This window comes from Planococcus salinarum (assembly GCF_007004625.1).
Classification (GTDB): domain Bacteria; phylum Bacillota; class Bacilli; order Bacillales_A; family Planococcaceae; genus Planococcus; species Planococcus salinarum.
Genome location: NZ_VIFV01000014.1, coordinates 16,663 through 42,891, shown reverse-complemented (window position 1 = coordinate 42,891; position 26,229 = coordinate 16,663). Strand labels below are relative to the sequence as shown.

Sequence of the window (26,229 nt, the reverse complement as noted above, 5' to 3'; positions counted from 1 at the left end):
CGGCCGGAGCCGCCCCCTGCTCATTACTTTTTGCGCTTTGTTTTCTTAGCAGCGCCTTCATAAAACTTCTTCTTTGGATTCTTCCCTTTGCGTGTTGGTCCGCCGCCGTCTTTCTTTTTGCCGTCGCGTCCCACTTTGCCGCCGCTGTCTTTTTTTGCAGCGCTGATGACTTTTGGTGCGTCTTTACGGGTACGGCGCACATTCTGCGTCATGCCGACTATTTCAAAATCAATTGCCGATTCTTCCGGTTTCACACCGATGACTTTGATTTCCACTTCGTCGCCGATACGGAACTGGCGGTTGCTGCGTTCGCCGATCATCATCATCTGGCGGTCGTCGAAACGGTAGAAATCATCGGTCATGTTGGAAACATGGACAAGGCCTTCAATCGTGTTCGGCAATTCCACAAACAAACCGAAATTAGTGACCGAAGAGATGATTCCTGTAAATTCTTCGCCGATCTTATCTGCCATGAATTGCGTTTTCTTCAATGCATCCGTGTCGCGTTCCGCTTCCACTGCACGTCTTTCGCGTTCAGATGTGTGGGTTGCAATATCGTCCATGTTGGCGTCCCAATGTCTCAACGTCGCTTCGGAAAGATCTTTTTCAATCAGATACGTGCGGATTAACCGGTGGATAATCAAATCTGGATAACGACGTATCGGTGACGTGAAGTGGGTATAGAATTCAGTCGACAGCCCGAAATGCCCCAGGCTTTCAGAAGAATATTTCGCCTGCTGCATGGAGCGCAGCATCATTGTTGAAACAACCGGCTCTTCCGGTTTGCCGGCCACCGATTCCACGATTTCCTGCAATGCCCGCGGATGAACCTGGCTGCCGGTTCCTTTCACCACGATACCAAAATTTGTGACGAATTCAAAGAATCGCTGCAGTTTTTCCGGTTTCGGATCTTCGTGTATGCGATAAAGCGCCGGCACTTCCATGTGATGGAAATGTTCAGCAATAGTCTCGTTGGCCGCCAGCATGAATTCCTCGATCAGCCGCTCAGAAACTGTCCGTTCCCGGACGACCACATCTGTGGGAGTTCCCTCTTCATCCACCAGGACTTTCGATTCCTTGAAATCAAAGTCAATGGCGCCGCGGCGCATGCGTTTATTGCGCAGAATATCTGCAAGGTCCTTCATCAATTCGAACATGGGTACAAGTTCACTGTATTGCTCTTTCAGTGCCTGATTGTCCTGTTCCAAAATTTCATACACGTCTGTATAAGTCATACGGGCGGAAGTCCGTATCACGCTCTGGAAAATTTCATGCGAGATGACTTCCCCCTGGTCGTTGAAAATCATTTCACAGGATAGCGTCAAACGATCTACCTGTGGATTCAAAGAACAGATCCCGTTCGACAGACGGTGTGGAATCATCGGAATAACGCGGTCCGTCAAATAAACGCTTGTCGCACGGTCGTACGCTTCCCGGTCCATTTCCGATCCTTCCGTAACATAATGGCTAACATCTGCAATGTGGACGCCGAGTTTATAGGTGCCGTCTTCCAGTTTCAACACCTGAACAGCATCGTCCAGATCTTTTGCATCCGCTCCATCAATGGTAACAATCTGTTCCTCGCGGAGATCCCTTCTGTTATCCAGATCCTTCGCTTCAATTTCTTCCGGAACCGCATTTGCTTCATCAAGCACGGTCTGCGGAAATTCGATTTCAATGCCGTATTTATGGATGATCGACAGAATATCGACGCCTGGGTCGTTTTTATGCCCCAGAATCTGCTTGACCATACCGGTTGCCGACTTGCGGCCCTCCGGCCATCCGGTAATTTCCACTACCACTTTATGGCCGTCAATCGCGCCGAGCGTATCATCTTTGGCAATAAAAATATCCATGTTCATCTTTTTATCATCGGAAACGACAAAGCCAAAGCCGCGGTTGTCCTGGAACGTGCCGACAACCTGTGTCGTACCGCGTTCGAGAATACGGATGATAGCACCTTCACGGCGGTCGCCGCCGGATGATTCTGCAATCCTCACCATTACTTTATCTCCATTAATGGCGCCGTTCACTTCCGTCGGAGGGATGAAGATATCATCATGTCCCGGTTCATCGTATGCCACAAATCCAAAACCGCGCGGATGGCCGATAAACTTGCCGCTCATCAGGTTCATACGCTCCGGCACTCCGTAGCGGTTGGCACGCGAACGCACCAGCAATCCTTTTTCTTCCAATTTAACTAAAGTCTTCACCAATTCTTTAAATTCATCAGCATCTTCAAAACCGAATTGTTCTTCGATTTCCTGAACCGTCAAAGGTTTGTATGCATCTTCCCTCATAAACGACAGTAAGCGCTGATCCAACGATATCTCATTATTACTCATTTCAATTCCTCCTTCTGGCAATCTCACACGCTCCAATCGAGCGATTCGAGAAATTCCAATACATCTTCATGCAATTGTTCTTTTTCTTTATCAAGGGTGATTACATGCCCTGATTTTTCGTACCATTTAATCCTTTTATCAAACGATTCCACAGTATCATAAATAATATTCGCGGAATTCGTATCGATGACATTATCCAGAGAACCCTGCACGACGAATGTCGGGGCATACACATGATCCGCATGCTCCCGTACGTCCTGCACCAATTCACGCAGGTCTGAGAGTGACGGCATGCCATGTTCCCGAAGGTCCTTTATTTCTTCTTCTATAACATCGTCTTCTTTTCCTTCAAGCTTTTTATAATTGCGGGCATAATGAATGACACCTTCGAACAACAGATCGGTCGATTTCATGATCATCGGCGAACACATCGTCACGACGCCCTTCACAGGAAATGTATACCCTGCTTTCAAAGATAATACGCCGCCGAGCGATAATCCGCCGATTGCGATTTCCGTATACCCTTCATCTTTCAGCTTCTGATAAGCCTGTTCTACATCTCGCCACCAGCCCTCCGGTCCGCTTTCAACCAGCTGTTCTGGATCGACGCCGTGGCCTTCCAAATGCGGTGCGAGTGAAGTGTAGCCCTTCTTCTCCAGAAAGCGCCCCAGCATCCGCACATCAGCGGAGTTGCCGGTAAACCCATGCAGCAACAGAACCGCTCGCGGTCCCGCCTTGAAGAAAAATGGCTTTGGTGGTGAAACTCTCATGCAAATCCCTCCATAAATTAATATCACTATGATTTCCGTTCCAGGTGGACGCTTTCCGCGGGAGTGGCCTGAGCCTCCTCAGTCGCATTCGCTCCTTGTGGGGTCTCAGGACTCACTCTATTCCCGCAGGAAACGGTTTGCGCTTGCGCAAATCGTTTGCGACGAAGCAGCATAGCGATGCAGGAGCACCTCTTTGCCCTTCGCCACCTTCCACTACAATCAGTAATTTTAAATGGTTTATTCAAGTTTTGAATTTTTTCAATTAAAACTTTGCTTAGATATGAAGCATAACAGCGCAGACGCCTGCGGAACCAGCGCAGTGCTGAGATCCACTCGGGCGAAGTGAAACGAGACCGAGTTAGCTCAGCGCAAGCCCGCGGCAAGCAAGCTGTTATGCGAAATATCGGTTTCCAACAACTTCTAAATTACCACTATAAAAGAAAACGCCCAACCAGTGTATTGGTCAGGCGATTTAATCATCCACTTTATACTTTCGTTACGGCGATAGCCAAAATAAAGAATAAGGCAGCAAGTACAATCGTTACACGATGAAGGACAAGATCAAGTCCCCGAGCTTTTTGCTTGCCGAAAAGTTGCTCAGCTCCACCGGAGATGGCTCCTGAAAGACCAGCACTTTTCCCTGATTGTAATAATACGACAACGATTAATGCGAGCGATACGATGACGAGTAAAGTCATTAACAACGTATGCATAAATTCCACCTCCTGAATAAAACCTTCACAACAAGAATAAGTTTACCAAAAATTGCGACCTGTGACAATAGCAATAGAAAAAAGAGGCATTGCCTCTTTTTTTCTATTTATTCAGGTTGTAGAAAGTTTTCACGCCGAGGTATTTAGCCGTGTCGTGCAATTGGTCCTCGATGCGCAGCAACTGGTTGTATTTTGCAACGCGGTCTGTCCGTGATGGTGCACCCGTTTTGATCTGGCCGGCGTTCGTTGCAACTGCGATGTCCGCAATTGTTACGTCTTCCGATTCACCTGAACGGTGGCTGATTACGGCTGTATAGCCTGCGCGCTTCGCCATTTCGATGGCATCGAACGTTTCAGTCAATGTGCCGATCTGGTTCACTTTGATCAGGATTGAATTGCCGATGCCCTGCTCGATTCCCTGCGCCAATTTTTTCGTGTTGGTAACGAACAAATCATCTCCAACCAATTGAACGCGGTCGCCAAGACGCTCCGTCAATAATTTAAAGCCGTCCCAGTCATTTTCATCCAATCCGTCTTCAATCGAAACGATCGGGTATTTATTGGCAAGCTCTTCGTACCAGTCGACCATCTCGGCAGACGTTTTGACTGTGTTGTCACCAGCGAGCGTGTAAACCCCTTTTTCTTTATCGTAAATTTCAGAAGCCGCCACATCCATTGCGAGCAGTATATCTTCTCCTGCTTTGTAGCCGGCTTTCTCGATGGCAATCATGATGGTCTCAAGCGCCTCTTCGTTTGAACCGAGGTTCGGTGCAAACCCGCCTTCATCTCCAACAGATGTATTGTAACCTTTTTCTTTCAATACTGTTTTCAGGCTGTGGAAAATCTCAGTTCCCATACGCAGCGCATGGCGGAACGTTTCTGCTCCCACCGGCATTATCATGAATTCCTGGATATCCACGTTGTTGTCGGCATGTTCACCGCCGTTCAGGATATTCATCATTGGGACCGGTAATTGCTTGGCGTTGAATCCACCCAGGTATTGATAAAGCGGGAGGTCCAAGTAATCTGCAGCTGCATGAGCTACTGCCATCGAAACCCCAAGAATCGCATTTGCGCCGAGGCGGCCTTTGTTTTCGGTACCGTCAAGCTCAATCAGTGCCTGATCGATTGAAACCTGGTCCAAAACGGAGTAGTTTTCTTCGAGCTCTTCAGCGATTTCATTGTTTACGAAATCAACGGCTTTCAATACACCTTTGCCCATATAACGGTTTTTGTCGCCGTCACGGAGTTCCACTGCTTCGTGTTCGCCCGTTGAGGCACCGGATGGAACGATTGCGCGGCCAAAAGCTCCGCTTTCAGTAAATACTTCCACTTCGACAGTTGGATTTCCCCGTGAGTCAAGAACTTCGCGTGCTAAAATATCTGTAATGATTGGCAATTAAAACAGCTCCCTTTAAAATAGTGATTTTCCGGTCATTTCAGCCGGTTGTTCGATGTTCAGTAACTTCAATAAAGTCGGCGCCAAATCGGCGAGAACGCCTCCCGGCCGCAGTTGTACACCGGATTGGGTGACGATAACCGGAACTTGGTTAGTCGTATGTGCCGTCATTGGAAGACCCTCTGTCGTCAGCACTTCGTCCGAATTTCCGTGATCGGCAGTTATGATGGCTGTACCGCCCTTTGCGTGCAAGGCATCGACAATTCTGCCCAAACACTCATCCACCGTTTCAATTGCCCGAATCGTAGGCTCCAGCAATCCACTGTGCCCAACCATATCAGGGTTCGCGAAATTGAGGATAATTGCATCATGAGCTTCCGCTTCAATCTGTTCAATCAGTCTATCCGTGACTTCATAGGCACTCATTTCCGGTTGAAGGTCATACGTTGCGACTTTCGGCGAATCGACAAGAATCCGTTCTTCTCCTGGAAAAACGCTTTCCCTACCACCGCTCATAAAGAAAGTGACATGAGGATATTTTTCGGTTTCCGCTATTCGTAATTGCGTCAATCCATTGGCCGAAATCACTTTTCCGACTGTATTTTCAAGGTTCACGGTCTCGAAGGCGATCCGTGTCGGCAATACATCACTATAAATAGTGAACGATACGAAAGTGAGATTGAATGGATGGTTCGCACTTAATGGAAAACTTTGGAACCCTGTGGTCAATAGGGCCGATGTCAGTTGGATGGCCCGGTCCGGCCGGAAATTGAAAAAAATCAGAGAGTCTTCGGACTTAATCGTTGCAACCGGCTCCCCATTTTCTTCTATATAAAACGGCACCACGAATTCATCCATCACGCCCTGATCATAAGACTCGATGACTCCTTCACTTGCAGTAGAGGCATTTAATCCAATTCCGTCCACTAATACGCGATATGCACTTTCCGCCCGGTCCCAGCGTTTGTCGCGGTCCATGGCGTAATAACGGCCGCTGATCGACGCAAATTTGCCGATGCCGATTTCCGCCATTTTCTCTTCCGTTTTTTCTATATATTGCAGCGCAGTTTGCGGTCCGACGTCCCGGCCATCCAAAAAGCCATGGACGTATACTTGATTCAGTCCGTGCTGTTTTGCCAATTCCAATAATGCAAACAAATGTTCATAATGGCTATGAACGCCGCCATCCGATAATAAGCCCATCAAATGCAGATCTGAACCATTCGCTTTGGCTTTGGCAATAGCTTCAAGAAAAGCGGGGTTCTGAAAAAAGTCGCCGTCCCGAATTGCTTTGTTGATCCGGGTGAGGTTCTGGTAGACAACTCGCCCTGCACCGATATTTAAATGGCCGACCTCTGAATTCCCCATTTGGCCCTCTGGCAGGCCGACCGCTTCACCGGATGCAGTCAGCAATTCATGGGGATAACTGTTCCAGAATTTATCAAAATTCGGTTTATTCGCCTGGGCAACAGCATTGCCGAAAGTTTCCTTCCGGCAGCCGAAGCCGTCCAGAATGATCAAAGCCACAGGATGTTCTGTGTTATGCATTTGCACCAGCCTCCAATAATTTAAGGAACGACTCTGCTTCGAGGCTTGCTCCTCCCACCAAAGCACCGTCAATATGCTCCATATTCATAAGTTCTTCAATATTCGCCGGCTTAACACTCCCGCCGTATTGGATACGGATCGCATCTGCAGTTTCCGAATTAAATAATGATGAAATTTTCTTTCTGATGAGGCCGCAAACTTCATTGGCATCATCTGCTGTTGCGGTCTTTCCTGTTCCGATTGCCCAGATAGGCTCATAGGCAATGACAAGCCCGGCCGCCTGATCGGCAGATAACTGCGCAACCCCTTTTTCCACTTGTGCTTCCACAACGCTGCCTGTTTCCCCGTTTTCACGCTGTTCGAGAGTTTCTCCTACACATAATATAGGTACCAGACCATTTCCAAATGCAGATACTACTTTTTTATTTGCAGACTGATCCGTTTCATTGAAATATTGGCGGCGTTCGGAATGGCCGATGATAACATATTCAACGCCCAGATCTTTTAATTGAGTGGGACTGATTTCCCCTGTAAAAGCTCCTTCTTTTTCCTCGTGCATCGTTTGTGCGCCAATTCTCAGGTCGGTGTTTTCAGCAGTTTTCACTAATGACTGAAGGAATAAGGCAGGTGCACAAATAACAGCATCCACTTTTTCAGCTGACGGCAAAGCTGTTTTCACTTCCTCCACAAAGGATGTTGCTTCTGAAGCATTCTTATACATTTTCCAGTTTCCTGCAATAATCGGTTTTCTCAAAAAGACACTCCCTTTCTAATAATGGTCCCAGTTGGCAGACAGTTTTTATTTTTTATCGGTCAATGCGCTCACACCCGGCAATTCCTTGCCTTCCATGAATTCCAGCGAAGCTCCGCCGCCGGTTGATATATGGTCCATTTTATCTGCCACTTCGAACTTTTCTACAGCGGCAGCGGAATCTCCGCCGCCGATGATCGTATAGGCCTCTGTGACAGCCATGGCCTGAGCAACTGAACGTGTTCCATTCGCGAATGGCTCCATTTCAAAAACGCCCATCGGCCCATTCCAAATGACCAATGCCGAATTTTTGATAACGTCTTCATATAAATCGGCTGTTTCAGGTCCGATATCCAGTCCCATCCAGTCCGAAGGGATTTCTTCGATTTTCACGTGTTTGGTCTCAGCATCTTTTGAAAACTCGCTGGCAACAGTTGCATCCACCGGAAGATAGAATTTCACGCCTTTTTCTTCTGCTTTTCTGAGAAAGGTTCTCGCCAATTCTAATTTATCTTCCTCTACCAGTGAGTTGCCGATTTCATGGCCCTGTGCCTTGATGAAAGTATAGGACAAGCCACCGCCGATCAACAGATTGTCCACTTTGTCGAGCAGATGATCGATAACGCCGATTTTGTCCTTCACCTTGGCTCCGCCGATAATGGCTGTAAATGGCCGTTTGGGTTCTGACAGTGCTGATCCTAAAACCTCCAGTTCCTTCTCCAGAAGAAGCCCGGAAACAGATGGAAGATATTTTGCAATGCCTGCTGTAGAAGCATGTGCACGATGCGCCGCTCCAAAGGCATCATTGACAAATACATCTGCAAGGTCCGCAAAAGCTTTTGCCAGTTTTTCATCATTCTTTTCTTCTCCGGCGTGGAAGCGGACATTTTCCAGCAGAAGGATGTCGCTTTCCTGCATTTGGTTTATTTCGTTTTCAACCTTTTCGCCGATGGATTCCTCCAGGCTTTTTACATCTTTATGTAGCAATTCGCTTAAACGGGCTCCTGCCGCAGCAAGCCTCATTTCTTCATTGACCTCACCTTTTGGGCGCCCCAAATGGCTGGCCAATATCACTTTTGCTCCGTTGCCGATCAAATATTCAATAGTCGGAACAGCTGCACGGATCCGTGTATCATCCGTTACTTCACCGTTTTTCATCGGTACGTTGAAATCGACTCGGCAAAATACGCGCTTCCCTTTCAAATCCAAATCTTTCATGGTCATTTTCTGCAGCATGAAAATACCTCCTATTTGTATTCAAAAAAATAAGGGGCGGGGTAAATTCCCCACCCCTTTTACCCTCTTTTATTATAGAGGTTCATTGGTAATTAAGCTATGATTTTGGGATTAAAGCCCCTTGCTGTGCATGTGCAGAGCCAAGTCGATGCAACGGCCTGAGTAACCGGATTCGTTATCATACCAAGCCAGTACTTTAACCATGTTTCCTCCAAGTGCCATTGTCGACAATCCATCAACAGTTGACGATGCAGTATTGCCGTTATAGTCTTTGGAAACTAATGGAAGGTCACTGTATTCCAGGTAACCTTTCAATTCATTTTCAGTAGCAGCTTTCAGTGCAGCATTCACATCTTCAACAGATGCTTCAGTTTCCAATTCAGCAACCAGATCGATAAGCGAAACGTTTGATGTTGGAACGCGGATTGCCATTCCGTCAAGTCTGCCTTCCAGCTCCGGCAATACTTTCGTTACGGCTTTAGCCGCACCAGTCGTAGTCGGAATCATGGATTCTGCAGCTGCACGCGCACGACGGTAATCTTTATGCGGAGAATCCAAAAGAATTTGGTCATTTGTATATGAATGAATAGTTGTCATCATTGCATGCTTGATGCCGAATTTATCATTCAATACTTTGGAAATTCCTGCAAGGCCGTTTGTTGTACAAGATGCGTTTGATACTACGTCATGCTCTTCCGGGTTGTATGTGTCATGGTTAACACCCATAACCAATGTCTTCATGCCGTTTTTACCTGGCGCTGAAACGATTACTTTTTTCGCTCCGGCTTCAATGTGTTTCGTAGCAGAAGGAGTATCTGTGAACAATCCTGTGGATTCGATCACGATGTCTACGCCCAGTTCTCCCCATGGAAGATTAGAAGGGTCTTTTTCAGAGAATACACGGATTGACTTGCCGTCAACAATAATATTGTCGCCTTCAGAAGAAACTTCAGCATCCAGAATTCCGTGGATGGAGTCGTATTTCAATAGATGCGCAAGCATAGCCGCATCCGTCAAATCGTTTACTGCAACTACTTCCACTTCCGGGTTTGTCAATGATTCTCGGTATACAATACGGCCAATACGGCCAAAGCCGTTAATCGCTAATTTTAAAGTCATATTAATTTCCTCCTAAGTTTTCTGTAAGTTCGAGTATTTCTCTTGCTGCCCCTTCGTCAGTGACAAGCACCGTCCGCTGGGGGGCATTTTTGAAATAGGAAAGAATCGCCATCGCTTTCGATTGTCCACCGGCAACTGCGATGATGGCCGGAGCTTTTTGTACTTGTTCCAATTGGATTCCCGCAGAACGAATGCGGTAAACTACATTGCCGTCTGCATCGAAATAATATCCGAAGGCTTCGCCAACAGCTCCGCCTTCATTGATCTGTGCAACTTCCTCGGTTGTTGACTGTCGCCGAACCGCCATTTCTTTTGCATTGCCGATTCCGTGCACCACCAAATCGGTTTGTTCATATAAATCCATCATTTCCCTGATGAGCGGTTCTTTCATCATCATGGTATAAGCTTCTTCACTTAAATGGTCCGGAAGATAAAGCGTCTTGAATGCGCCGCCGGTTTTTTCTGCAAAAGCCGAGGCAATTGTATTCGCCTGGTGCAGAACATCTTCCCCGAGGCCGCCCCGTGCAGCAATAAACTTCAATGCTGGATAGGGTTTTTCACTTTTGAGTTCTTTGGCAATAGCAGCCATTGTGCTCCCTCCGGTCACTGCGACCTTCGGTTGATCCGTAAAATAAGACTCAAGAAGCCTTGCAGCTTCTTTCCCGATCTGATTTTTTACAGAGACTGCTTTATCAGAATCCAGAGGAACAACGATCACATCCGAAATTCCCAGTCGCTCTTTAAGCCTTTCCGCGAGATCAGCTATACCCGTCAGTTTATGCATAAAGGATTTTAATGAATCAAGCACTTCTTCCCCCTGGCTGGTGATCACCATGCCGGCAGTTTTCATCTCGATTAATCGCTGGTCACGCAAAAGGTCCGTCTCTTTTCGGATATCGCGTTCCGTCATTCCGGAAAATTCACTTAATGTCCTCCGGCCAATCGGTTGTTCCTGGTTTATAGACTGCAGGATCTGGTAACGTTTTTTCAGGAGTTCGGACATTTCCGGCAACAGTTTGTTCTGTGCTGAAGATAGTGCATCCATACATTCACTCCGTTTCCAGTCGGACAAAATATATCCCACTAATTATTTTTCTGTCCCACTAAATTCATTCTACCCAATATTCAGTATTAATGCAATAAAAAAGAAGCGTCAGAAATTCAACGCTTCCAAAATATCGGCATAACCGATATTACCGTATAAAAGTATCTTGCCTTCCTGCTCCAAAACCGGAATCATCAGCATGTATTTCTCATGCACCCGATCATCTTCTTCTATATTAACTTCTTTATAATCAAGCGGAAAGTCTTCCTGTACGAGATTCAGCATCAGTTTCGCCTCTTCGCAAAGCGGGCAATTCGGTCGGGTGTAAAGTGTCAGCATGGTTGGCCTTCTTTCTTATTGGATTACTTTAATCAGCGATATTCCGCAAAACAGCTTCGAAGGCATTAGCCGACGCCTGCGAGGATGATGCCTTTGCGACGAAGTGCGCAGCACTGCAGGAGCACGATTAGATATTTGTGCTCCTGCATCGCTGCGCTAGCTTCGTCGGCATGCGCCTGCTCCCCATGGCGTCTTCGCTGTTTTGCTCCATATCTCTAGAGATCTCTCTAGCGCCGGCGCGGCTCCGGAGCAGGCGAATGCCGACGGAGCAAAGATGAGTGCTCTTCTCGGCTTATTGCGGGAGGCAAGGTTCGCCATACGAAGATGGCGCATCCTTTGCGACGAGCAGTGCGCAGGAGCATAATCTTTGCACTGTCCAAAGCGCCGAAGCGAGGGATAAACACTTTTCAATAATAGATTCTATTATTGAGCTAAATGATATTATCGTAAAAAAGAAAACCCGCTCCGCCATAAATGGCAAAGCGGGTTGAGTCATTATGCCCTCGGAGGGGATCGAACCCCCATTACAAGAATCGGAATCTTGGGTGTTATCCATTACACTACGAGGGCGTTTCTATCTCAGCGACTTTACAAGTATACAAAATATAACGGTGTATATCAAGTTGAATTTTTAATTCGTTACATTTGACCTTCATTGACCATGATGTGTATGATAATACTACAGCTGAAATGATTTTCAGTAATGAATTCCATCACTTACACAAGGAGGATTTTCTATGAATTTAATTCCAACAGTAATTGAACAGACGAGCCGAGGCGAACGTGCCTATGATATTTACTCACGTTTGTTGAAAGACCGTGTCATTATGCTCGGCAGTGGCATTGACGATAATGTGGCAAACTCGATCGTTGCACAGCTTCTATTTCTGGAAGCGGAAGATCCTGAAAAAGATATTTCCATTTACATTAACAGCCCAGGCGGCAGCATCACAGCCGGTATGGCAATTTACGATACGATGCAATTCATCCGTCCGGATGTTCAGACAATCTGCATCGGCATGGCCGCTTCAATGGGAGCATTCCTTCTTGCAGCCGGCACAAAAGGAAAACGCTATGCACTTCCGAACGCTGAAGTCATGATTCACCAGCCACTTGGCGGTGCACAGGGCCAGGCTACTGAAATCGAGATTGCAGCAAAACGCATTCTTCACCTTCGTGAAAAATTGAATCAGATTTTGGCTGATCGCACCGGACAAACTCTTGAGGTCGTTTCGAAAGATACAGACCGCGACAATTTCATGACAGCGGAACGTGCTTTGGAATACGGTTTGATCGATCAGATCATCACGCGCAGCAAATTGCCTCAACATAAAAAAGAAGACATCTAAAGAAAAGCGACAGTGAGAGATAGCCCAAACTCGTTTGGGTCTATCTCTTGCGACGAAGCAGCGCAGCGATGCAGGGACAGAGACATGAGCAGCATTTTCCCTGAAGAGCTGGACCGCTGGTGTCTGGACCATAGAACGACAAACCCCGCAGCATTGAGCTGCGGGGTTTTCTTATGCTTCTTTTTCGATTAACGCTGACAAGGCTTCCACTGCGGATTGCTCGTCTGAACCATCTGCAGATATGGTTACAGCCGTTCCTTTGCTGATTGCCAGGCTCATGATACCCATGATGCTTTTTGCGTTCACTTTCTTTTCCTCTTTTTCAAGGTAGACATCCGAAGTGAAACGATTCGCCTCTTGAACGAATAAAGCAGCCTGTCTGGCCTGTAAGCCTGATTTCAATTGAACATTCACTTGTTTTTCAACCATGCATATCCTCCTCAGAAAATTGACTGTACTATAGTTTATAAAAGAACCACGGCAGTTAACCGCCGATCGTTTCGCCTTTTCTTAATGATTCAGCGATTTCGTCAATCTTCCGAAGGCGGTGATTGACCCCGGATTTGCTGACCTTTCCGGTTGAAACCATTTCACCGAGCTCCTTCAGTGTAACATCCTGAAACTCGACGCGCAGCCTGGCAATTTCACGCAGGCGGTCAGGAAGCTGTTCAACTCCAATTACCGAGTCGATAAACCGGATATTCTCAACCTGGCGCAATGCCGCATCAATGGTTTTATTGAGATTGGCGGTTTCGCAATTGACCAGGCGATTTACGCTGTTCCGCATATCCCGGATAATCCGCACATCTTCAAATTTCAATAGTGCAGAATGGGCGCCTGCGATGCTGAGAAAATCAGAGATTTTTTCCGCTTCTTTCAAGTAAGTCACAAAACCTTTTTTGCGCTCAATCGTTTTGCTGTTCAGATTGAAATGATTCATCAATTCAGTCAGTGAATCTGCATGGTCCCGGTCCGACGAATAGACTTCAAGGTGATAGGATGACGTTTCCGGATTGTTGACCGAGCCTCCAGCCAGGAATGCTCCACGCAAGTATGCGCGTTTGCAGCAAGTTTTATCGATCAAAGCCTTGTCGATTTCCTGCTGGAATTGGAAACCTTCCGTAATAATCATCAAATCTTCGAGAATATGCTTGGAACCGTCTCTTAGCCTGCATATATAGACGTTGTTCTTTTTTAACCGCATTTTTTTCCTTACGAGCAATTCAATAGGGTACGGCGGGTAAAAGCGTTTTAGAAGTGTATAGATTCTGCGGGCAATTGCGGCGTTCTCTGTCTGTATGTCGACGCTCAATTGCCTGCTGGAAAAAGATAAAGTTCCATTCATCCGGATCAAAGCGGACAATTCGGCTTTCCCACAGCATTCATCCACTTCAACCTGCGTCATTTCCTTTTTTGTTTCCGAAGCGAAAGACAATTCCGTTCCCCCTTTCAAGCATTCAGAAGTACCGAAGCTTTATTTCTTCTTTTATCTGGCCGCCGGCATATTGAAAAAGCCAATCTGCAACTTTTCCCGGTTCATGCCGAATAGCGTTTTCAAATATATTGGCAATGTCTTCCCTGTATATATCCAGGCCGAACTCCGTGAGGCGTTCTTCATCATACGCTACTGGCCATGCTTTTTCCTGCTTATACAGTTCGACGACAGTGGATGGCATTTCAGCTTTATCGAGCAGTACTGCATCGAGAAATGGCTCTCCGACATGATCGTATAAGGCTTTTATATGGTCGGATGCCGTATACATATAAGTTTCTCCAGCTTGCGTCATCAAATTGCAAATATATATCTTTTTCGCTTTGGCTGCCAACAATTCTTTTTTTATATCCTTAACCAGCAGATTCGGCAGAATGCTGGTGTAAAGCGAACCCGGACCGATGACTATGATATCTGCCTGGCGAATGGCCGTTACAGTATCCGGCAGGGTTTTGACATCGACGGGTTCGATGAATACACGCTTAATCGGCTGCAGATAGGCCGGGATTTTCGATTCTCCGCTGACAATTGTCCCATCTTCGAATTCAGCGTTCAGCGTGACAATCTGGTTTGCAGCAGGAATCACAGTGCCGTGGACATTCATCACTCGGCTCATTTCCCTCACTGCATGTGAAAAATCACCAGTCAGATCCGTCAGTGCCGCCAGCATAAGATTTCCCAATGAATGGCCGCCCAGGTCGATTGACTTGCTGAAGCGGTATTGGAACATTTCTTCCACTAATGGTTCTGCATCGGATAATGCCGCCATGACATTCCGTATATCCCCGGGCGGCGGTATATTGAGATCATTGCGGAGCCTACCGGAACTTCCACCATCATCCGCCACAGTAACGATGGCCGTCAGATCCAGAGGGAGTTTCTTCAACCCCCGCAAAAGAGTGGACAGTCCCGTGCCCCCGCCAATAATGACGAGTTTTTTTCGTTGGCCTTTATTTTCCATGCGCTCAGCCCTTTCTTGTTTTAACATCCCGATGAGTAATGATGGTTTTATTATTTTCAGCAAAAAGCTTGCCATAATACTCAGCTAAGGTGACTGAACGATGCTGGCCGCCGGTACAGCCGAACGCGATGACCAATTGGGCCTTACCTTCGTTTTTATACCGGGGAATCATATATTGCAAAAGGTCTGTCAATTTCTCGATGAGCACCTGCGTTTCATTCCATTGCAGCACATAACTTGATACAGGTTCATCAAGTCCGGAAAGGGGGTTCAGTTCTTCTATATAGTAGGGATTCGGCAAGAATCGGACATCAAATACCAGATCGGCATCAATGGGTATGCCGTGCTTAAAGCCGAATGACACAACATTCACAGTAAAAACGTTGCTCGTTTGTGTGGAAAAATCCGAGATGATCTTTTCTTTAAGTTCTTTGGGGCTGATTTGAGATGTATTGTAAATATATTTTGCGCGTCCTTGAAGATCGATCAGCATATCCCGCTCTTTTTTGATGCCTCCCAAAACCAGACCGCCTGGCGATAGAGGATGTGACCGGCGGGTTTCTTTATAGCGGCTTACCAGCGTTTGATTGTCCGCATCCAAAAACAGGATGGTAATCGATACTTTCGGCTCTTTTGACAGATTATCAATGGCATCAACCAGGCTGTCGAAAAAGTCACCACCCCGCAAATCCATAACTGCGGCCACGCGTTTCATCGATTTCCCTGAATCACGCATCAGTTTGATGAATGTCAGCAATAGAGCTGGGGGCAGGTTGTCGATGGTAAAAAAGCCGAGATCCTCAAAGCTTTGGATTGCCACCGTCTTCCCGGCACCAGACATTCCAGTAATTACGACCAACTCTGTTTCTTCTGTTTTATTGTCCATGCTGTCGATTCACCTCTTCTGTAGAAATTTGTATCTTCTCCTCCAGCAACTGGAATTCCATCGTGTAATGGAAGGTTCCGTACTGGACTCCCGGCTGGCTTGCTGCAAACAGAAGGTTGGTCCGGTCGCCTTCCGCCATCGGCAAAGTTGCCAAACTTTCGACGGGATGCCATTCCAGCAGCCCTTCGCGGGTTTCAACAAAAGGAGTTCCTTTTAAATCATTGGCAACGAATGTGAAAAGCATCCATTCATCAACCGGTTCCCCTTCGTCTTCAATCATCATTGTGTAGATCCCTTTTAGGTGTGTACCCACGGGTTCTGTATTCGTTTCTTCGATAAATTCCCGTATTGCCGCCTCGTATATCGATTCCCCGGCTTCCATTTTTCCGCCTGGTGCTACATACCAACCGCGTCGGGGTTTTTTTAATAATAAAACCTGGCCATCTTTGATAACTAATAAATTCGCGATTCGCTGCACACTCGACACTCCGTATCTATTTTAAACTTTCTCCATTATACAACTTTCCTGGTGTGTCATGCAAAAAAAGAAAAGGAATACTAAACAGACTGTGGAAAAAATATTCACTTCATAAACCATTACGCTGTAGGTGGACGCTTTCCGCGGGGAGCGGCCTAAGCCTCCTCAGTCGCTTCGAAAACCCTGTGCTCCTGCAGCGCTTCACGCTTCGTCGCAAAGGTTCGACCGAATGATGTTCGGTCAAACCTTCCCTGCGGGGTCTCAGGACTCGCTCTTGCTCCCGCAGGAAAGACATTGGCCGAAGCTTGAGAGGCCAAGTCTTTGCGATGCAGGAGCACCTCTTTGCACTTCGCCACCTTTCGCTTCATTCTGGAACCACGTAGAATCTAAGTGCTTACTTTATTTAAGGGATATTGTATTTAAATCATTCTCTTTTAAGAAAGTAAATTAGGATATGGAGCAAAATAGCGAAGACTCCCAAGGGAAAAGAAACGGAGTTGACTTTCCAACTCCGTTTCGAGCGAAGTACTGAGATCCACTCAGGCGAAGGGTAACGAGCCTGAGTTAGCTCAGTGCAAGCCCCTAGGAAAGCGAAGCTGTTTTGCGGAATATCGCTTGCTACAGATTGTTAGTTTATTTTTTATAAGGAGACAAAAAAAGAGGCTGCCTCCCGAATGATTCGGAAAACAGCCTTTCAAAGATTCTATAAAAAGGGGGTCAATTTACTATTCTTATTATACCTCTTATGCATGTCAAAAGTATTACAGGCACATTAAGATAGCATTAAATTAAACGCTTTGACCGATTCTTTCCACCAGTTCTTCAATATAATGCTGTGCAGCCTGAGCTGCAATGCTTCCATCACCTGTAGCAGTTACAACCTGGCGCAATGTTTTATCCCGCAGGTCGCCTGCAGCGTAAATGCCGGGAACCGATGTTTCCATTTTTTCGTTCGTTACAACATAGCCTTCGTTGTTCAGAATACCCAAGTCGGCAAACGGCTTCGTTAGCGGAAGCATGCCGATGTAGATGAATACACCATCGATTTCTTTTTCGGTTTCAGTGCCATCTTTTGTGGACACCAGGGTAACACCGGCCACTTTGCCATTTTCGCCTTTGATTTCTTTCACCGTATGGCTCCAGATAAAGTCGATCTTGTCATTGGCAAAAGCACGGTCCTGAAGAATTTTCTGCGCACGCAGTTCATCTCTTCTGTGGACGATTGTCACTTTATCAGCAAAGCGGGTCAAATAGACGCCTTCTTCAACAGCGGAATCTCCTCCACCGACCACGACCAAATCTTTCTGTTTAAAGAATGCTCCATCACAAACAGCGCAATAGCTGACGCCGCGGCCGCCCAGTTCTGTTTCGCCCGGAATGCCCATTTTTTTGTACTCGGCACCCGTGGTCAATATAACTGCTCTTGCCTTATACTCTTTCGAACCGGCCGTAACCGTTTTATACTCATCGCCGTCCACGATTCCCTTTACATCGCCATAAGCATATTCTGCACCGAATTTTTTTGCATGATCAAACATTTTTGTAGAAAGATCGGGTCCGAGGATGTGATCGAATCCCGGATAATTTTCAATTTCTTCTGTGTTGGCCATCTGGCCTCCCGGAATTCCCCGCTCAATCATCAATGTGGATAAATTGGCACGCGAGGTATATACAGCCGCAGTCATGCCCGCTGGTCCGGCACCTATTATTATTACGTCATAAATTTTATCAGCTTCTGTCATATGTGTATCCTCCTAACCTTCAATAGCTAAATCGTATAAGATTACACTGCAGTCATCAACTTTTATGCTTATGATTCAAATAATGGAAGAAATTCGATCAATTCTCTTATATATTTCGTCAAAGTTGCCGATGCTATTCCAAATTTTTCAGCCGTCGCCTTTTTGGTGATGCTGCTGTCTCTGGATGATTTGACCATGTAATCAACTGCAGCAGCCAGGGCAGCAGGATTTTTGAATGAATAGTTTCTTTGAAATGCATTGTCCACCAGCATAAACCACATTTGAAAAGCGTACGAACCCTGTTGGGTCACCATGTCCTCTTTTTCATAAAGGATCTCTGTCGCTTTCATCGCCCGCAGAAATGCACGTTCTTCAGAAACTGTTTCTTTGAAAGGGTGCCCGAGTGCATAGCCGAGCAAAAAAGTTTCGATTACCGTAGGCTGCTCACTTTCCAGCCATTTCGGATGGGAAATGATTTCCTGTTTATGTGAGGATTTTCCGAGGAGGAACAAGCCGAATAAGCGTTCACTCCTGTGGGGGTGATCCAATTTTTCGACAAGATAATCACGGTCATGCTCAAGTGCATCGGTGTGCGGCATCGTAACGTTTTCCTGCCAAGGTTCATAGCCTTCCTTGCCGGGGTCCATCGCAGTCAACTGCTTCCATGCCTGTCTGGCAACCTCTTCATGGTTTGAATGGTAAGCGGAATGGGACAACCAGAAGTAAAATGCCGGATCCCCATCGAATCCCCTTTTTTGCAGGCTTCTCAGCCAACGATAGGCTTCCTTATACTTGCCGACAAGCGCAAATGTCGCACCCAATTTATAGCGGTGTTCGAAGACATAGGGCTGGATCTTTTTCAAAAGGGCCAGAATATCATCAAGTTCATCGTTTTTTTCATAGTAATGGAAGACCGCCAAATTGCACAAAGCATGCAAATTCCCTGTGTTTCTTCTTAACACATCATGCAGCAGAGCTTTTGCCATTTCCGTTTCACCGATGTAAAAATAGGCGAGCGCCAAATTGTTATGGGCTCCCCAAAACTCCGGCTTGTCTGCGACCAGATCTTCCAGCATACTGATTGCATCCTTGAAATTCCCCTGCTCCATCAAACGCCGGGCCTTCTCCTGCAGGTAGTAGTATTCGCTGTCCTGCGCTTCGCCTTCGTCGTCAAGAAGCTGCCAATCTTCCTGCTCCGCAAAATCGATGATTTCCATCGCCTCTTCCGCATATTTGCCGTGAACATCGGTTTCAACGTACTTCTTGGCATATTTCCGCGCATCAAGAAATAAGCCCATATGTGCATGTACTTCTGACAGGAAGAACAGGATGTCCGTCTCTTCCGGATCCAGCTCCTGGGCTGTCCGGAGAACTCCCATCGCCTGTTCAAATTCCTGCATCTCCATCAGTACTATGCCAAATTGCATCATGATCAGCGGATCTTTCGGACTCAATTCCGACGCCCGCTGCAGATACTTATGGGCTTTGGGATAATTTTCACGCTGTAATTCCTTCAGCGCTTTCTTGTAATAATATTCACCTGTAGGGATGAATGACAGTACATTCTCATAATTGTTTTTCTTTTTATTCTCCAAAATTAGCCTCCGAAAAAGTAAAAGGATCGGCAATGGCCGTCCTCGACTTTAATATCCTGTAATTATAGCATATCCGGTGCTCATTTACTTGCAGTTTTTGTCTGGTGGCGCTCCTTCAGAACCGCCATGACCTGATTCAGATCAACGTCCTGTTCCTGCAGCAGCACCATCACGTGATAAAATAAATCGGCTGTTTCCATCGACAGTTCCTGTGCATCACGGTTCTTTGCAGCAATGATGACTTCCGCTGCTTCTTCCCCGATTTTCTTACAGATTTTATCCACGCCTTCTTCAAACAGATAGCTGGTGTATGCGCCTTCCGGCATCTCGCTGTGGCGGCTTCGGATCAGCAATTTCAATTCTTCGAGCATGTCTCCAGATGAACGGTTTTGCTCTCCGTATATCGTTTCGCTGAAGCAGGATTGCGTGCCCTTGTGACAGGCAGGCCCGTTCGGAATCACTTCATAGATGACTGCATCGCCGTCGCAATCGACCTGAACGGAAATTACCTTTTGTGTATTGCCGCTTGTTGCGCCCTTGTTCCATAATTCCTGGCGGCTTCTTGAAAAAAGCCATGTCTCGCCGTCAGCCATTGTTTTCTGAAGCGCTTCTTCATTGGCGTAAGCCAGCGTAAGCACCTGCTTCGATCCACTGTCCTGTATTATGACAGGAACGAGTCCGTCCTTGTCGTATTTCAGCTCTTTCATCGAACGTTCACTCCTTCGGTCCGCAGATAATCTTTGACTTCTGCAATACTTGTGTCTTTATAATGGAAAATTGATGCGGCAAGAGCTGCGTCTGCATCCACTTTACTAAATACGTCCTGGAAATCTTCCTTGTTGCCGGCGCCGCCGCTCGCGATTACCGGAACTTCAACGGCATCCCTCACCGCTTTTGTAAGAGCCAAATCAAATCCGTCCTTCGACCCGTCCTTATCCATGCTGGTCAGGAGCAATTCCCCAGCACCAAGTTCGACGCTGCGCTTAGCCCATTCCACCGCATCCCAACTGGTTTTATTGCGCCCGCCGTGCGTATAGACATCCCAACTCTCACCGTTCCATTTGGCATCGATGGCCACGACGATGCATTGTGAGCCGAAAAAGTCCGCACCTTCTTTGATCAATTCCGGCCGGTCTAATGCAGCAGTATTCAAAGAAACCTTATCCGCTCCGGCACGGAGCATCCGCTTCATATCATCAAGAGTCCGGATGCCTCCGCCTACTGTAAAGGGAATTGACAATTCACTGGCGACTATTTTGACCACTTCAACCATCGTTTCCTTACCCTCGTGCGATGCGGAAATATCCAGAAAAACCAGTTCATCAGCCCTTTGTTCATCATAAAAACGCGCCAGTTCAACCGGATCGCCGGCGTCCTTCAACGACACGAAACTGACGCCTTTGACGACCCGGCCTTCTTTAACATCAAGACAGGGAATAATGCGTTTTGTCAGCATGATAAAGCCTCCTCCAGCGAAAAGCGATTTTCGTACAATGCTTTGCCGATGATAACCCCGGAAATGGCACTTGTGCCAGCTGCAGCTTTGACGTTCCGGACATCTTCAAGCGAGCCGATGCCTCCCGATACGATTACTTCCGCGGTTCCCTCTTCCACCAACTGGCGATTGGCTTCGATATTCGGGCCTGCCAAAGTTCCATCAGTTGCAATATCCGTGTAGATAAAATGCTTCGCACCTTTCGATACAAAAAATCGTGCAACTTCAGCAGCAGGCTGTACAGAGGTTTCTGTCCAGCCTTCGGTTGCTGCCATACCATCTTTGGCATCAATGCCGATTACAATCCGGTCTGCCCCGAACTCTTCGAGAAAACCGACCACCTTATCCGGTTCCCGAATTGCAAGGCTGCCGATGATGACACGCGAAACGCCATTCTCAAGGTAATGGGCGATATCTTCCCGTGAGCGGATGCCCCCGCCGATCTGCACCTTCAATCCGAGTTTTGCCGCATCGATGACAGCTCCGTCGTTGATGCGCCGTCCGTCCTTTGCACCGTCCAGGTCGACCATATGCAGCCACTCGGCTCCCGCGTCAGCGAATTTTTTCGCCATTTCCACCGGTGAATCCCCATAAACTGTTTCCTGGGCGTAATCTCCCTGGAAAAGCCTGACGCATTTGCCGCCCCTGAGGTCAATTGCCGGATATATTTGAAATTTGCTCATTGCTTTTCCTCCTGACGTTCGCTATCCATTGTTCCAGTAAATAATGGCCAAAATCACCCGATTTTTCAGGATGGAACTGCATGCCGGTGACCAGCCCTTTGCCGACCACCCCCGGAACCTGAATATTGCTGTATTCCGCTTCTGCGAAAATTTCTTCCGGATCCGCTTCGGTTACATAAAACGAATGCACAAAATATACATGGGTATCACTTTGGAGACTTTCCAGCCAATACGGCATCTTGCCAAATTGGAGGCGATTCCAGCCCATATGCGGAATACGGTAAGTGCCTTTTTCAAAACGGCGTACTTTTCCCTTCAATAAACCAAGGCCTTTTGTCATTCTTATTTCTGAACTGTCTTCATATAATAACTGCATGCCCAGACAGATTCCCAACAACGGGATCCCTTGTTCCGGCAATGAGCGAATAAATCCCGATAATCCCTTGGCGTCAAGCAGTGTCATTGCATCAGGAAAAGCTCCGACACCCGGCAAAAGAATTGCTTCTGCTTCCAGCAGCGTCTCGGGATCATCTGACAGAATCACTGTGCAGTCCAATTTCTTCAGTGCCTGCTCCACACTGAACAGGTTGCCCATGCCATAATCTATGATGCCGACAATCATGTCAACAGCCCCTTCGTCGAAGGCACGCCTTTAACGCGCGGGTCGATTGCTGTAGCTTCATCAAGTGCGCGTGCCAATGCCTTGAAAACTGCTTCGATGATGTGGTGGGTGTTTTTTCCATAATGAACAATGACATGGACATTCATGCGTGATTCAAGGGCGAATTTCCATAGAAATTCATAGACCAGCTCCGTATCAAAAGTACCGACCTTGGCGTTCGGTATCTCTCCCCGAAATTCCAGGTGTGGACGGTTTGAACAGTCGATTACGACTTGTGCAAGCGCGTCATCCATCGGCACGAAGGCATTGCCGTAACGGCGTATGCCTTTCTTATCGCCCAGCGCTTCCCGAACTGCCTGCCCCAATACAATACCGATATCTTCGGTCGTATGGTGGTCATCGATATGTGTATCGCCTTCCGCTTTGATGTCCCCGTCAAATAACCCGTGTTTGATGAACAAATCGAGCATATGGTCCATGAATGGCACACCCGTATCAATCTGCGCGTTTCCTTCACCGTCCAGAGAGAACGACACATTCACTCTGGTTTCATTCGTATTCCGTTCCAATTCGGCTTTTCTCATTTTCGACTCTCCTTTTCCCATTGCCTCGATTCCACTGCGCGTGCATGCGCCTCCAGGCCTTCAAGCCTTGCCAACCGGGCAATCTTCGCTTTATTCTCCTGCCATGCCTGCTCACTGTAATGGATGATGCTTGTTCTTTTCAAAAAGTCATAGACCGATAAAGCGCTCGAGAACCTTGCTGTGCTGTTGGTCGGCAGAACATGATTCGCGCCGGCAAAATAGTCACCGACAGGTTCCGAAGAATAGCGCCCAATAAAAATTGCGCCGGCATGTTTTATCTTTTCCGCATCCCGCTCAGCATTTCTCGTCATGATTTCAAGATGTTCCGGCGCCAGTTGATTGGCCGCGTTGATCAGTTCGTCGATGCTGTCCCCCAGATAGATGGTACCAAAGCCGTCTATGGCCGCCCTGGCAATCGATTGCCTCGGCAATTCCTGTAACTGCTTTTCCACTTCCAGAGAGACTGCTTCCGCCAAATCCTCGTCATCCGTCAACAGCACAGAACTCGCCATCGGATCATGTTCTGCCTGAGAAAGCAGATCTGCTGCAATTTCATCCGCATATGCACTGGAGTCTGCAATGATTGCAATTTCACTCGGACCGGCAATCATATCGATCGCCACGTCTCCATTGACTTCACTTTTCGCCAGCGCCACGAAGATATTGCCCGGACCTGTTATTTTGTCGACAGGTGCAATCGATTCCGTACCATATGCCAGTGCGGCAATTGCCTGGGCTCCTCCGGATTTGTAAATTTCATCGATCCCCAGGATATCAGCCGCCACCAGCACACCGTCAGACAAAGAGCCGTCTGCAGCCGGCGGAGAAATCACTACGATACGGGATACGCCTGCTGCCTGTGCGGGTATGACATTCATCAAAACTGAAGAGGGATACGCCGCCGTACCGCCCGGCACATACAAACCTGCTGAATCAATGGCGGTCACCCGCTGCCCGACATAGGAACCATTTGCATGATTGACCTGATAACCATCCTGTTTCTGATTTTCATGATACTGCCGTATATTGTCTGCCGCTTCTCTCAAATCGCTCAGTAATTGGGGATCAAAACGCTTGACCGCCTGCTCTACTTCTTGACGGCTGACCCGCAAATCAGTCAGCTCAGCTCTGTCCCATTTTTTTGCAAAACGGATCAGCGCTGCGTCGCCCTCTTGGCGAACTGTCCGGATTATATCTTTGACGGCCAGAATTTGTTCTTCTGTTGAATTACCGCCTGTTCTCCTAATTGAGATGGCGGATGATAATCGGGTGATTTCCATATTTTCGCCTACTTTCTCAATCGCTCCACGATTTCCTCGATCCGCTGTTGTTTCAAGCGAAAACTTACCGGGTTGGCAATGAGCCGTGAAGTGATGTCCACAATTTTATCGTATTCAACCAATCCATTTTCTTTCAGGGTCTTGCCTGTTGATACTATGTCCACAATGCGTTCCGCCAATCCGATCATGGGCGCAAGCTCTATGGACCCATTAAGCTCGATGATTTCCACCTGTTCACCGCGGCTGCGGAAAAACTGAGAAGCCACTTCCGGATATTTCGTCGCAATTCGCGGTGTCATTATGTCAATTTTCGTATCCGGCAGTCCGGCAGTCGCGATGTAGCAGCGACTGATATTGAGATCCAATAATTCATGGATATCCCTCGTTTGCTCCAGCAGGACATCTTTTCCTGCAATGCCGATGTCGGCTACACCGTGTTCGACATATACCGGCACATCCATCGGTTTCGCCAGAATAAATCGGAAGCCTTCGTTCGGGGCTTCCACAATCAGTTTACGGGAATCATCCAATTCCTCAGGCAAATCAAAACCTGCCTGCACCAGTAATTCATATGCTTCTTCAAAAATCCGGCCTTTCGGCATTGCGATTGTTAACTTATCCATTTTCTTCACCATCCAGTCGAATCACCTTGCTGAAAAGCGAGCTGAATTCGTTTTGAGCTTTTACCGCGGGAGCAAATTGTAGAGTTACCGTCAAACCAGACTCCCTCATCTTCTTCGCCTCCGCTTGCGCTTTTTCCTCATTTTCTTCATTAAACAGAATCAATGCTTGCTGCAATTGTTCCGTTTCTGCCGGCATTGCTTCAAGGAGCCGGTCGACACGCAGGCCAAAACCTGTGGCACCGACATGCAATCCAAACTGCTTCATCAATCCGTCGTAGCGCCCTCCATTGCCTAATGGAAAACCACTGCCTTCCCCATAAATCTCAAACACCATGCCGGTGTAATAAGTCATATGGCTGGTAAAGGAAAGATCATATGTGACAAATTCCTCGAGGCCATTGCGGTCCAAAATCGCTTTCAGCTTGAACATATCTTCGTATAACGAAAGCTGGATCTCATCGGTTTCATCGATCCAGTCTTTCCATTCTTCAAGGCGGGTTGCGTTCATCATCTTTTGAAGAGCCTTTTTGGCATCAGGACGGATTGCAAGACTTTCAATCAGATTTTCATATGCCACCTTGTTTTTTGCCACCATTTCGGAGCGTAGTTTTTCAATAACTGCTTCCTCCAGCCCATATCCGCGCAGTACCTGCTGGAGAAGCTGGGTATGGCCAATTACAATTCTGCCGGACTCCACACGAAGTTTACGGAGAATTTCAGTAGCCAGAAGAATGACCTCCGCATCTGCATAGAGGGATTCATCGCCGATCAGTTCGACGCCCATCTGTTCAAATTCTGCCGGTCGTCCGCCTTCCCGTAACTGTGCCCGGAAGACGTTTGAATAATAGCCGAGCCTCACCGGCATTTTTTCTTTCAGCAATTTTGAAGCGGCAACCCTTGCTATCGGAGAAGTCATATCCGGTCGCAGAACAAGCGTCTGTCCCTGATTGTCCAATAGCTTAAAAAGTTGGTTATCTGCAATAGCTGAGATTTTGCCGATTGTCTCGTAATATTCCAGACTTGGTGTCTGGAGCATTTCGTAGCCGTATTGCTCCATTATTTGTATACCCGCTGCGCTGAGCTTAGACTTTCTTTTTACGATTGAAGGAAAATCATCCCGCATGCCCAGTGGTTTTTCGAACATCTGAATCAACATAAAATCACTTCCTATTTA

The 26,229-nt window shown here is 47.2% G+C and carries 26 protein-coding genes and 1 tRNA gene; 1 reads left to right on the top strand and 26 read right to left on the bottom strand.

Annotated features, from left to right (window positions below; genetic code table 11):
• Nucleotides 1-23: 23 nt before the first annotated feature.
• The 11 genes from rnr to DIJ65_RS09810 form a co-directional block, all read right to left on the bottom strand.
• Nucleotides 24-2,345, bottom strand: a complete 2,322-nt coding sequence (gene rnr, locus DIJ65_RS09860) for a ribonuclease R (protein WP_117301806.1) — start codon at nucleotides 2,343-2,345, stop codon at nucleotides 24-26.
• 23 nt (nucleotides 2,346-2,368) lie between these two features.
• Nucleotides 2,369-3,115, bottom strand: a complete 747-nt coding sequence (locus DIJ65_RS09855) for an alpha/beta hydrolase (protein ID WP_117301807.1) — start codon at nucleotides 3,113-3,115, stop codon at nucleotides 2,369-2,371.
• A 485-nt stretch (nucleotides 3,116-3,600) separates the two neighbouring features.
• Nucleotides 3,601-3,828, bottom strand: coding sequence for a preprotein translocase subunit SecG (secG, locus tag DIJ65_RS09850; protein ID WP_008429540.1), 228 nt, complete (start codon nucleotides 3,826-3,828; stop codon nucleotides 3,601-3,603).
• Between the two features lie 103 nt (nucleotides 3,829-3,931).
• On the bottom strand, nucleotides 3,932-5,227 hold the full coding sequence (eno, locus tag DIJ65_RS09845) for a phosphopyruvate hydratase (protein WP_117301809.1): 1,296 nt from the start codon (nucleotides 5,225-5,227) through the stop codon (nucleotides 3,932-3,934).
• A 15-nt stretch (nucleotides 5,228-5,242) separates the two neighbouring features.
• A complete protein-coding gene (gene gpmI / locus DIJ65_RS09840) occupies nucleotides 5,243-6,775 on the bottom strand; it encodes a 2,3-bisphosphoglycerate-independent phosphoglycerate mutase (RefSeq protein WP_117301811.1) in 1,533 nt (510 codons plus the stop codon).
• On the bottom strand, nucleotides 6,768-7,529 hold the full coding sequence (tpiA, locus tag DIJ65_RS09835; RefSeq protein WP_117301812.1) for a triose-phosphate isomerase: 762 nt from the start codon (nucleotides 7,527-7,529) through the stop codon (nucleotides 6,768-6,770). Before tpiA ends, gpmI begins: the two co-directional genes overlap by 8 nt.
• Nucleotides 7,530-7,574: 45 nt before the next feature.
• Nucleotides 7,575-8,762 (bottom strand): phosphoglycerate kinase, encoded by a 1,188-nt coding sequence (locus DIJ65_RS09830; RefSeq protein ID WP_117301814.1) that lies wholly within the window; start codon nucleotides 8,760-8,762, stop codon nucleotides 7,575-7,577.
• 111 nt (nucleotides 8,763-8,873) lie between these two features.
• Nucleotides 8,874-9,881, bottom strand: a complete 1,008-nt coding sequence (gene gap, locus DIJ65_RS09825; RefSeq protein ID WP_117301815.1) for a type I glyceraldehyde-3-phosphate dehydrogenase — start codon at nucleotides 9,879-9,881, stop codon at nucleotides 8,874-8,876.
• Between the two features lies 1 nt (nucleotide 9,882).
• Nucleotides 9,883-10,926, bottom strand: a complete 1,044-nt coding sequence (locus DIJ65_RS09820; protein ID WP_117301817.1) for a sugar-binding transcriptional regulator — start codon at nucleotides 10,924-10,926, stop codon at nucleotides 9,883-9,885.
• Nucleotides 10,927-11,034: 108 nt separating this feature from the next.
• A complete protein-coding gene (locus DIJ65_RS09815; protein WP_117301818.1) occupies nucleotides 11,035-11,265 on the bottom strand; it encodes a glutaredoxin family protein in 231 nt (76 codons plus the stop codon).
• Nucleotides 11,266-11,763: 498 nt separating this feature from the next.
• Nucleotides 11,764-11,835: transfer RNA gene (locus tag DIJ65_RS09810), tRNA-Arg, on the bottom strand.
• 167 nt (nucleotides 11,836-12,002) lie between these two features.
• On the opposite strand from DIJ65_RS09810, the gene clpP reads away from it, so the two are divergent.
• The gene (gene clpP / locus DIJ65_RS09805) at nucleotides 12,003-12,614 is read left to right on the top strand and encodes an ATP-dependent Clp endopeptidase proteolytic subunit ClpP (protein ID WP_117301822.1); all 612 of its coding nucleotides are present in this window, start codon (nucleotides 12,003-12,005) and stop codon (nucleotides 12,612-12,614) included.
• A 171-nt stretch (nucleotides 12,615-12,785) separates the two neighbouring features.
• Here the strand turns inward: clpP and DIJ65_RS09800 are convergent, their stop codons facing one another.
• The 15 genes from DIJ65_RS09800 to hisZ form a co-directional block, all read right to left on the bottom strand.
• Nucleotides 12,786-13,043 (bottom strand): HPr family phosphocarrier protein, encoded by a 258-nt coding sequence (locus DIJ65_RS09800; protein ID WP_117301823.1) that lies wholly within the window; start codon nucleotides 13,041-13,043, stop codon nucleotides 12,786-12,788.
• A gap of 55 nt (nucleotides 13,044-13,098) precedes the next feature.
• Nucleotides 13,099-14,049, bottom strand: a complete 951-nt coding sequence (gene whiA, locus DIJ65_RS09795) for a DNA-binding protein WhiA (protein ID WP_117301825.1) — start codon at nucleotides 14,047-14,049, stop codon at nucleotides 13,099-13,101.
• A gap of 22 nt (nucleotides 14,050-14,071) precedes the next feature.
• Nucleotides 14,072-15,067 (bottom strand): gluconeogenesis factor YvcK family protein, encoded by a 996-nt coding sequence (locus tag DIJ65_RS09790; RefSeq protein ID WP_117301827.1) that lies wholly within the window; start codon nucleotides 15,065-15,067, stop codon nucleotides 14,072-14,074.
• 4 nt (nucleotides 15,068-15,071) lie between these two features.
• On the bottom strand, nucleotides 15,072-15,953 hold the full coding sequence (gene rapZ / locus DIJ65_RS09785) for an RNase adapter RapZ (protein ID WP_117301828.1): 882 nt from the start codon (nucleotides 15,951-15,953) through the stop codon (nucleotides 15,072-15,074).
• Complete coding sequence (locus tag DIJ65_RS09780) at nucleotides 15,943-16,431, bottom strand: NUDIX domain-containing protein (protein ID WP_117301830.1); 489 nt, start codon at nucleotides 16,429-16,431, stop codon at nucleotides 15,943-15,945. The genes rapZ and DIJ65_RS09780 overlap by 11 nt, the downstream gene beginning before the upstream one ends.
• Before the next feature lie 788 nt (nucleotides 16,432-17,219).
• On the bottom strand, nucleotides 17,220-18,173 hold the full coding sequence (trxB, locus tag DIJ65_RS09775) for a thioredoxin-disulfide reductase (RefSeq protein WP_117301833.1): 954 nt from the start codon (nucleotides 18,171-18,173) through the stop codon (nucleotides 17,220-17,222).
• Between the two features lie 68 nt (nucleotides 18,174-18,241).
• A complete protein-coding gene (locus tag DIJ65_RS09770) occupies nucleotides 18,242-19,768 on the bottom strand; it encodes a tetratricopeptide repeat protein (RefSeq protein WP_117301835.1) in 1,527 nt (508 codons plus the stop codon).
• A gap of 80 nt (nucleotides 19,769-19,848) precedes the next feature.
• Entirely contained in the window at nucleotides 19,849-20,475 is a 627-nt protein-coding gene (gene hisIE / locus DIJ65_RS09765; protein WP_117301837.1) for a bifunctional phosphoribosyl-AMP cyclohydrolase/phosphoribosyl-ATP diphosphatase HisIE, read from the bottom strand.
• Nucleotides 20,472-21,224 carry an imidazole glycerol phosphate synthase subunit HisF gene (hisF, locus tag DIJ65_RS09760; RefSeq protein ID WP_071152205.1) on the bottom strand — a complete coding sequence of 251 codons (753 nt, stop codon included), beginning with the start codon at nucleotides 21,222-21,224 and terminating at the stop codon, nucleotides 20,472-20,474. Before hisF ends, hisIE begins: the two co-directional genes overlap by 4 nt.
• The gene (hisA, locus tag DIJ65_RS09755; RefSeq protein ID WP_117301839.1) at nucleotides 21,218-21,946 is read right to left on the bottom strand and encodes a 1-(5-phosphoribosyl)-5-[(5-phosphoribosylamino)methylideneamino]imidazole-4-carboxamide isomerase; all 729 of its coding nucleotides are present in this window, start codon (nucleotides 21,944-21,946) and stop codon (nucleotides 21,218-21,220) included. The genes hisF and hisA overlap by 7 nt, the downstream gene beginning before the upstream one ends.
• Nucleotides 21,915-22,568 carry an imidazole glycerol phosphate synthase subunit HisH gene (gene hisH / locus DIJ65_RS09750; protein ID WP_071152206.1) on the bottom strand — a complete coding sequence of 218 codons (654 nt, stop codon included), beginning with the start codon at nucleotides 22,566-22,568 and terminating at the stop codon, nucleotides 21,915-21,917. The genes hisA and hisH overlap by 32 nt, the downstream gene beginning before the upstream one ends.
• A complete protein-coding gene (hisB, locus tag DIJ65_RS09745; RefSeq protein WP_071152207.1) occupies nucleotides 22,565-23,152 on the bottom strand; it encodes an imidazoleglycerol-phosphate dehydratase HisB in 588 nt (195 codons plus the stop codon). The genes hisH and hisB overlap by 4 nt, the downstream gene beginning before the upstream one ends.
• Nucleotides 23,149-24,432, bottom strand: coding sequence for a histidinol dehydrogenase (gene hisD / locus DIJ65_RS09740; RefSeq protein WP_117301840.1), 1,284 nt, complete (start codon nucleotides 24,430-24,432; stop codon nucleotides 23,149-23,151). Before hisD ends, hisB begins: the two co-directional genes overlap by 4 nt.
• An 8-nt stretch (nucleotides 24,433-24,440) precedes the next feature.
• Nucleotides 24,441-25,055 (bottom strand): ATP phosphoribosyltransferase, encoded by a 615-nt coding sequence (gene hisG / locus DIJ65_RS09735; protein ID WP_117301873.1) that lies wholly within the window; start codon nucleotides 25,053-25,055, stop codon nucleotides 24,441-24,443.
• A complete protein-coding gene (gene hisZ, locus DIJ65_RS09730; RefSeq protein ID WP_117301842.1) occupies nucleotides 25,048-26,211 on the bottom strand; it encodes an ATP phosphoribosyltransferase regulatory subunit in 1,164 nt (387 codons plus the stop codon). Before hisZ ends, hisG begins: the two co-directional genes overlap by 8 nt.
• Between the last annotated feature and the right edge of the window lie 18 nt (nucleotides 26,212-26,229).

What these genes read in the sequence shown, in the direction of transcription:
- rnr (WP_117301806.1), bottom strand. Translation starts at nt 2,345, where the DNA reads ATGAGTAATAATGAGATATCGTTGGATCAGCGCTTACTGTCGTTTATG.
- DIJ65_RS09855 (WP_117301807.1), bottom strand. Translation starts at nt 3,115, where the DNA reads ATGAGAGTTTCACCACCAAAGCCATTTTTCTTCAAGGCGGGACCGCGA.
- secG (WP_008429540.1), bottom strand. Translation starts at nt 3,828, where the DNA reads ATGCATACGTTGTTAATGACTTTACTCGTCATCGTATCGCTCGCATTA.
- gpmI (WP_117301811.1), bottom strand. Translation starts at nt 6,775, where the DNA reads ATGCATAACACAGAACATCCTGTGGCTTTGATCATTCTGGACGGCTTC.
- DIJ65_RS09830 (WP_117301814.1), bottom strand. Translation starts at nt 8,762, where the DNA reads ATGCTGCAGAAAATGACCATGAAAGATTTGGATTTGAAAGGGAAGCGC.
- gap (WP_117301815.1), bottom strand. Translation starts at nt 9,881, where the DNA reads ATGACTTTAAAATTAGCGATTAACGGCTTTGGCCGTATTGGCCGTATT.
- DIJ65_RS09820 (WP_117301817.1), bottom strand. Translation starts at nt 10,926, where the DNA reads ATGGATGCACTATCTTCAGCACAGAACAAACTGTTGCCGGAAATGTCC.
- DIJ65_RS09815 (WP_117301818.1), bottom strand. Translation starts at nt 11,265, where the DNA reads ATGCTGACACTTTACACCCGACCGAATTGCCCGCTTTGCGAAGAGGCG.
- clpP (WP_117301822.1), top strand. Translation starts at nt 12,003, where the DNA reads ATGAATTTAATTCCAACAGTAATTGAACAGACGAGCCGAGGCGAACGT.
- DIJ65_RS09800 (WP_117301823.1), bottom strand. Translation starts at nt 13,043, where the DNA reads ATGGTTGAAAAACAAGTGAATGTTCAATTGAAATCAGGCTTACAGGCC.
- DIJ65_RS09790 (WP_117301827.1), bottom strand. Translation starts at nt 15,067, where the DNA reads ATGGAAAATAAAGGCCAACGAAAAAAACTCGTCATTATTGGCGGGGGC.
- rapZ (WP_117301828.1), bottom strand. Translation starts at nt 15,953, where the DNA reads ATGGACAATAAAACAGAAGAAACAGAGTTGGTCGTAATTACTGGAATG.
- trxB (WP_117301833.1), bottom strand. Translation starts at nt 18,173, where the DNA reads ATGACAGAAGCTGATAAAATTTATGACGTAATAATAATAGGTGCCGGA.
- hisIE (WP_117301837.1), bottom strand. Translation starts at nt 20,475, where the DNA reads ATGAAAGAGCTGAAATACGACAAGGACGGACTCGTTCCTGTCATAATA.
- hisF (WP_071152205.1), bottom strand. Translation starts at nt 21,224, where the DNA reads ATGCTGACAAAACGCATTATTCCCTGTCTTGATGTTAAAGAAGGCCGG.
- hisA (WP_117301839.1), bottom strand. Translation starts at nt 21,946, where the DNA reads ATGAGCAAATTTCAAATATATCCGGCAATTGACCTCAGGGGCGGCAAA.
- hisH (WP_071152206.1), bottom strand. Translation starts at nt 22,568, where the DNA reads ATGATTGTCGGCATCATAGATTATGGCATGGGCAACCTGTTCAGTGTG.
- hisB (WP_071152207.1), bottom strand. Translation starts at nt 23,152, where the DNA reads ATGAGAAAAGCCGAATTGGAACGGAATACGAATGAAACCAGAGTGAAT.
- hisD (WP_117301840.1), bottom strand. Translation starts at nt 24,432, where the DNA reads ATGGAAATCACCCGATTATCATCCGCCATCTCAATTAGGAGAACAGGC.
- hisG (WP_117301873.1), bottom strand. Translation starts at nt 25,055, where the DNA reads ATGGATAAGTTAACAATCGCAATGCCGAAAGGCCGGATTTTTGAAGAA.
- hisZ (WP_117301842.1), bottom strand. Translation starts at nt 26,211, where the DNA reads ATGTTGATTCAGATGTTCGAAAAACCACTGGGCATGCGGGATGATTTT.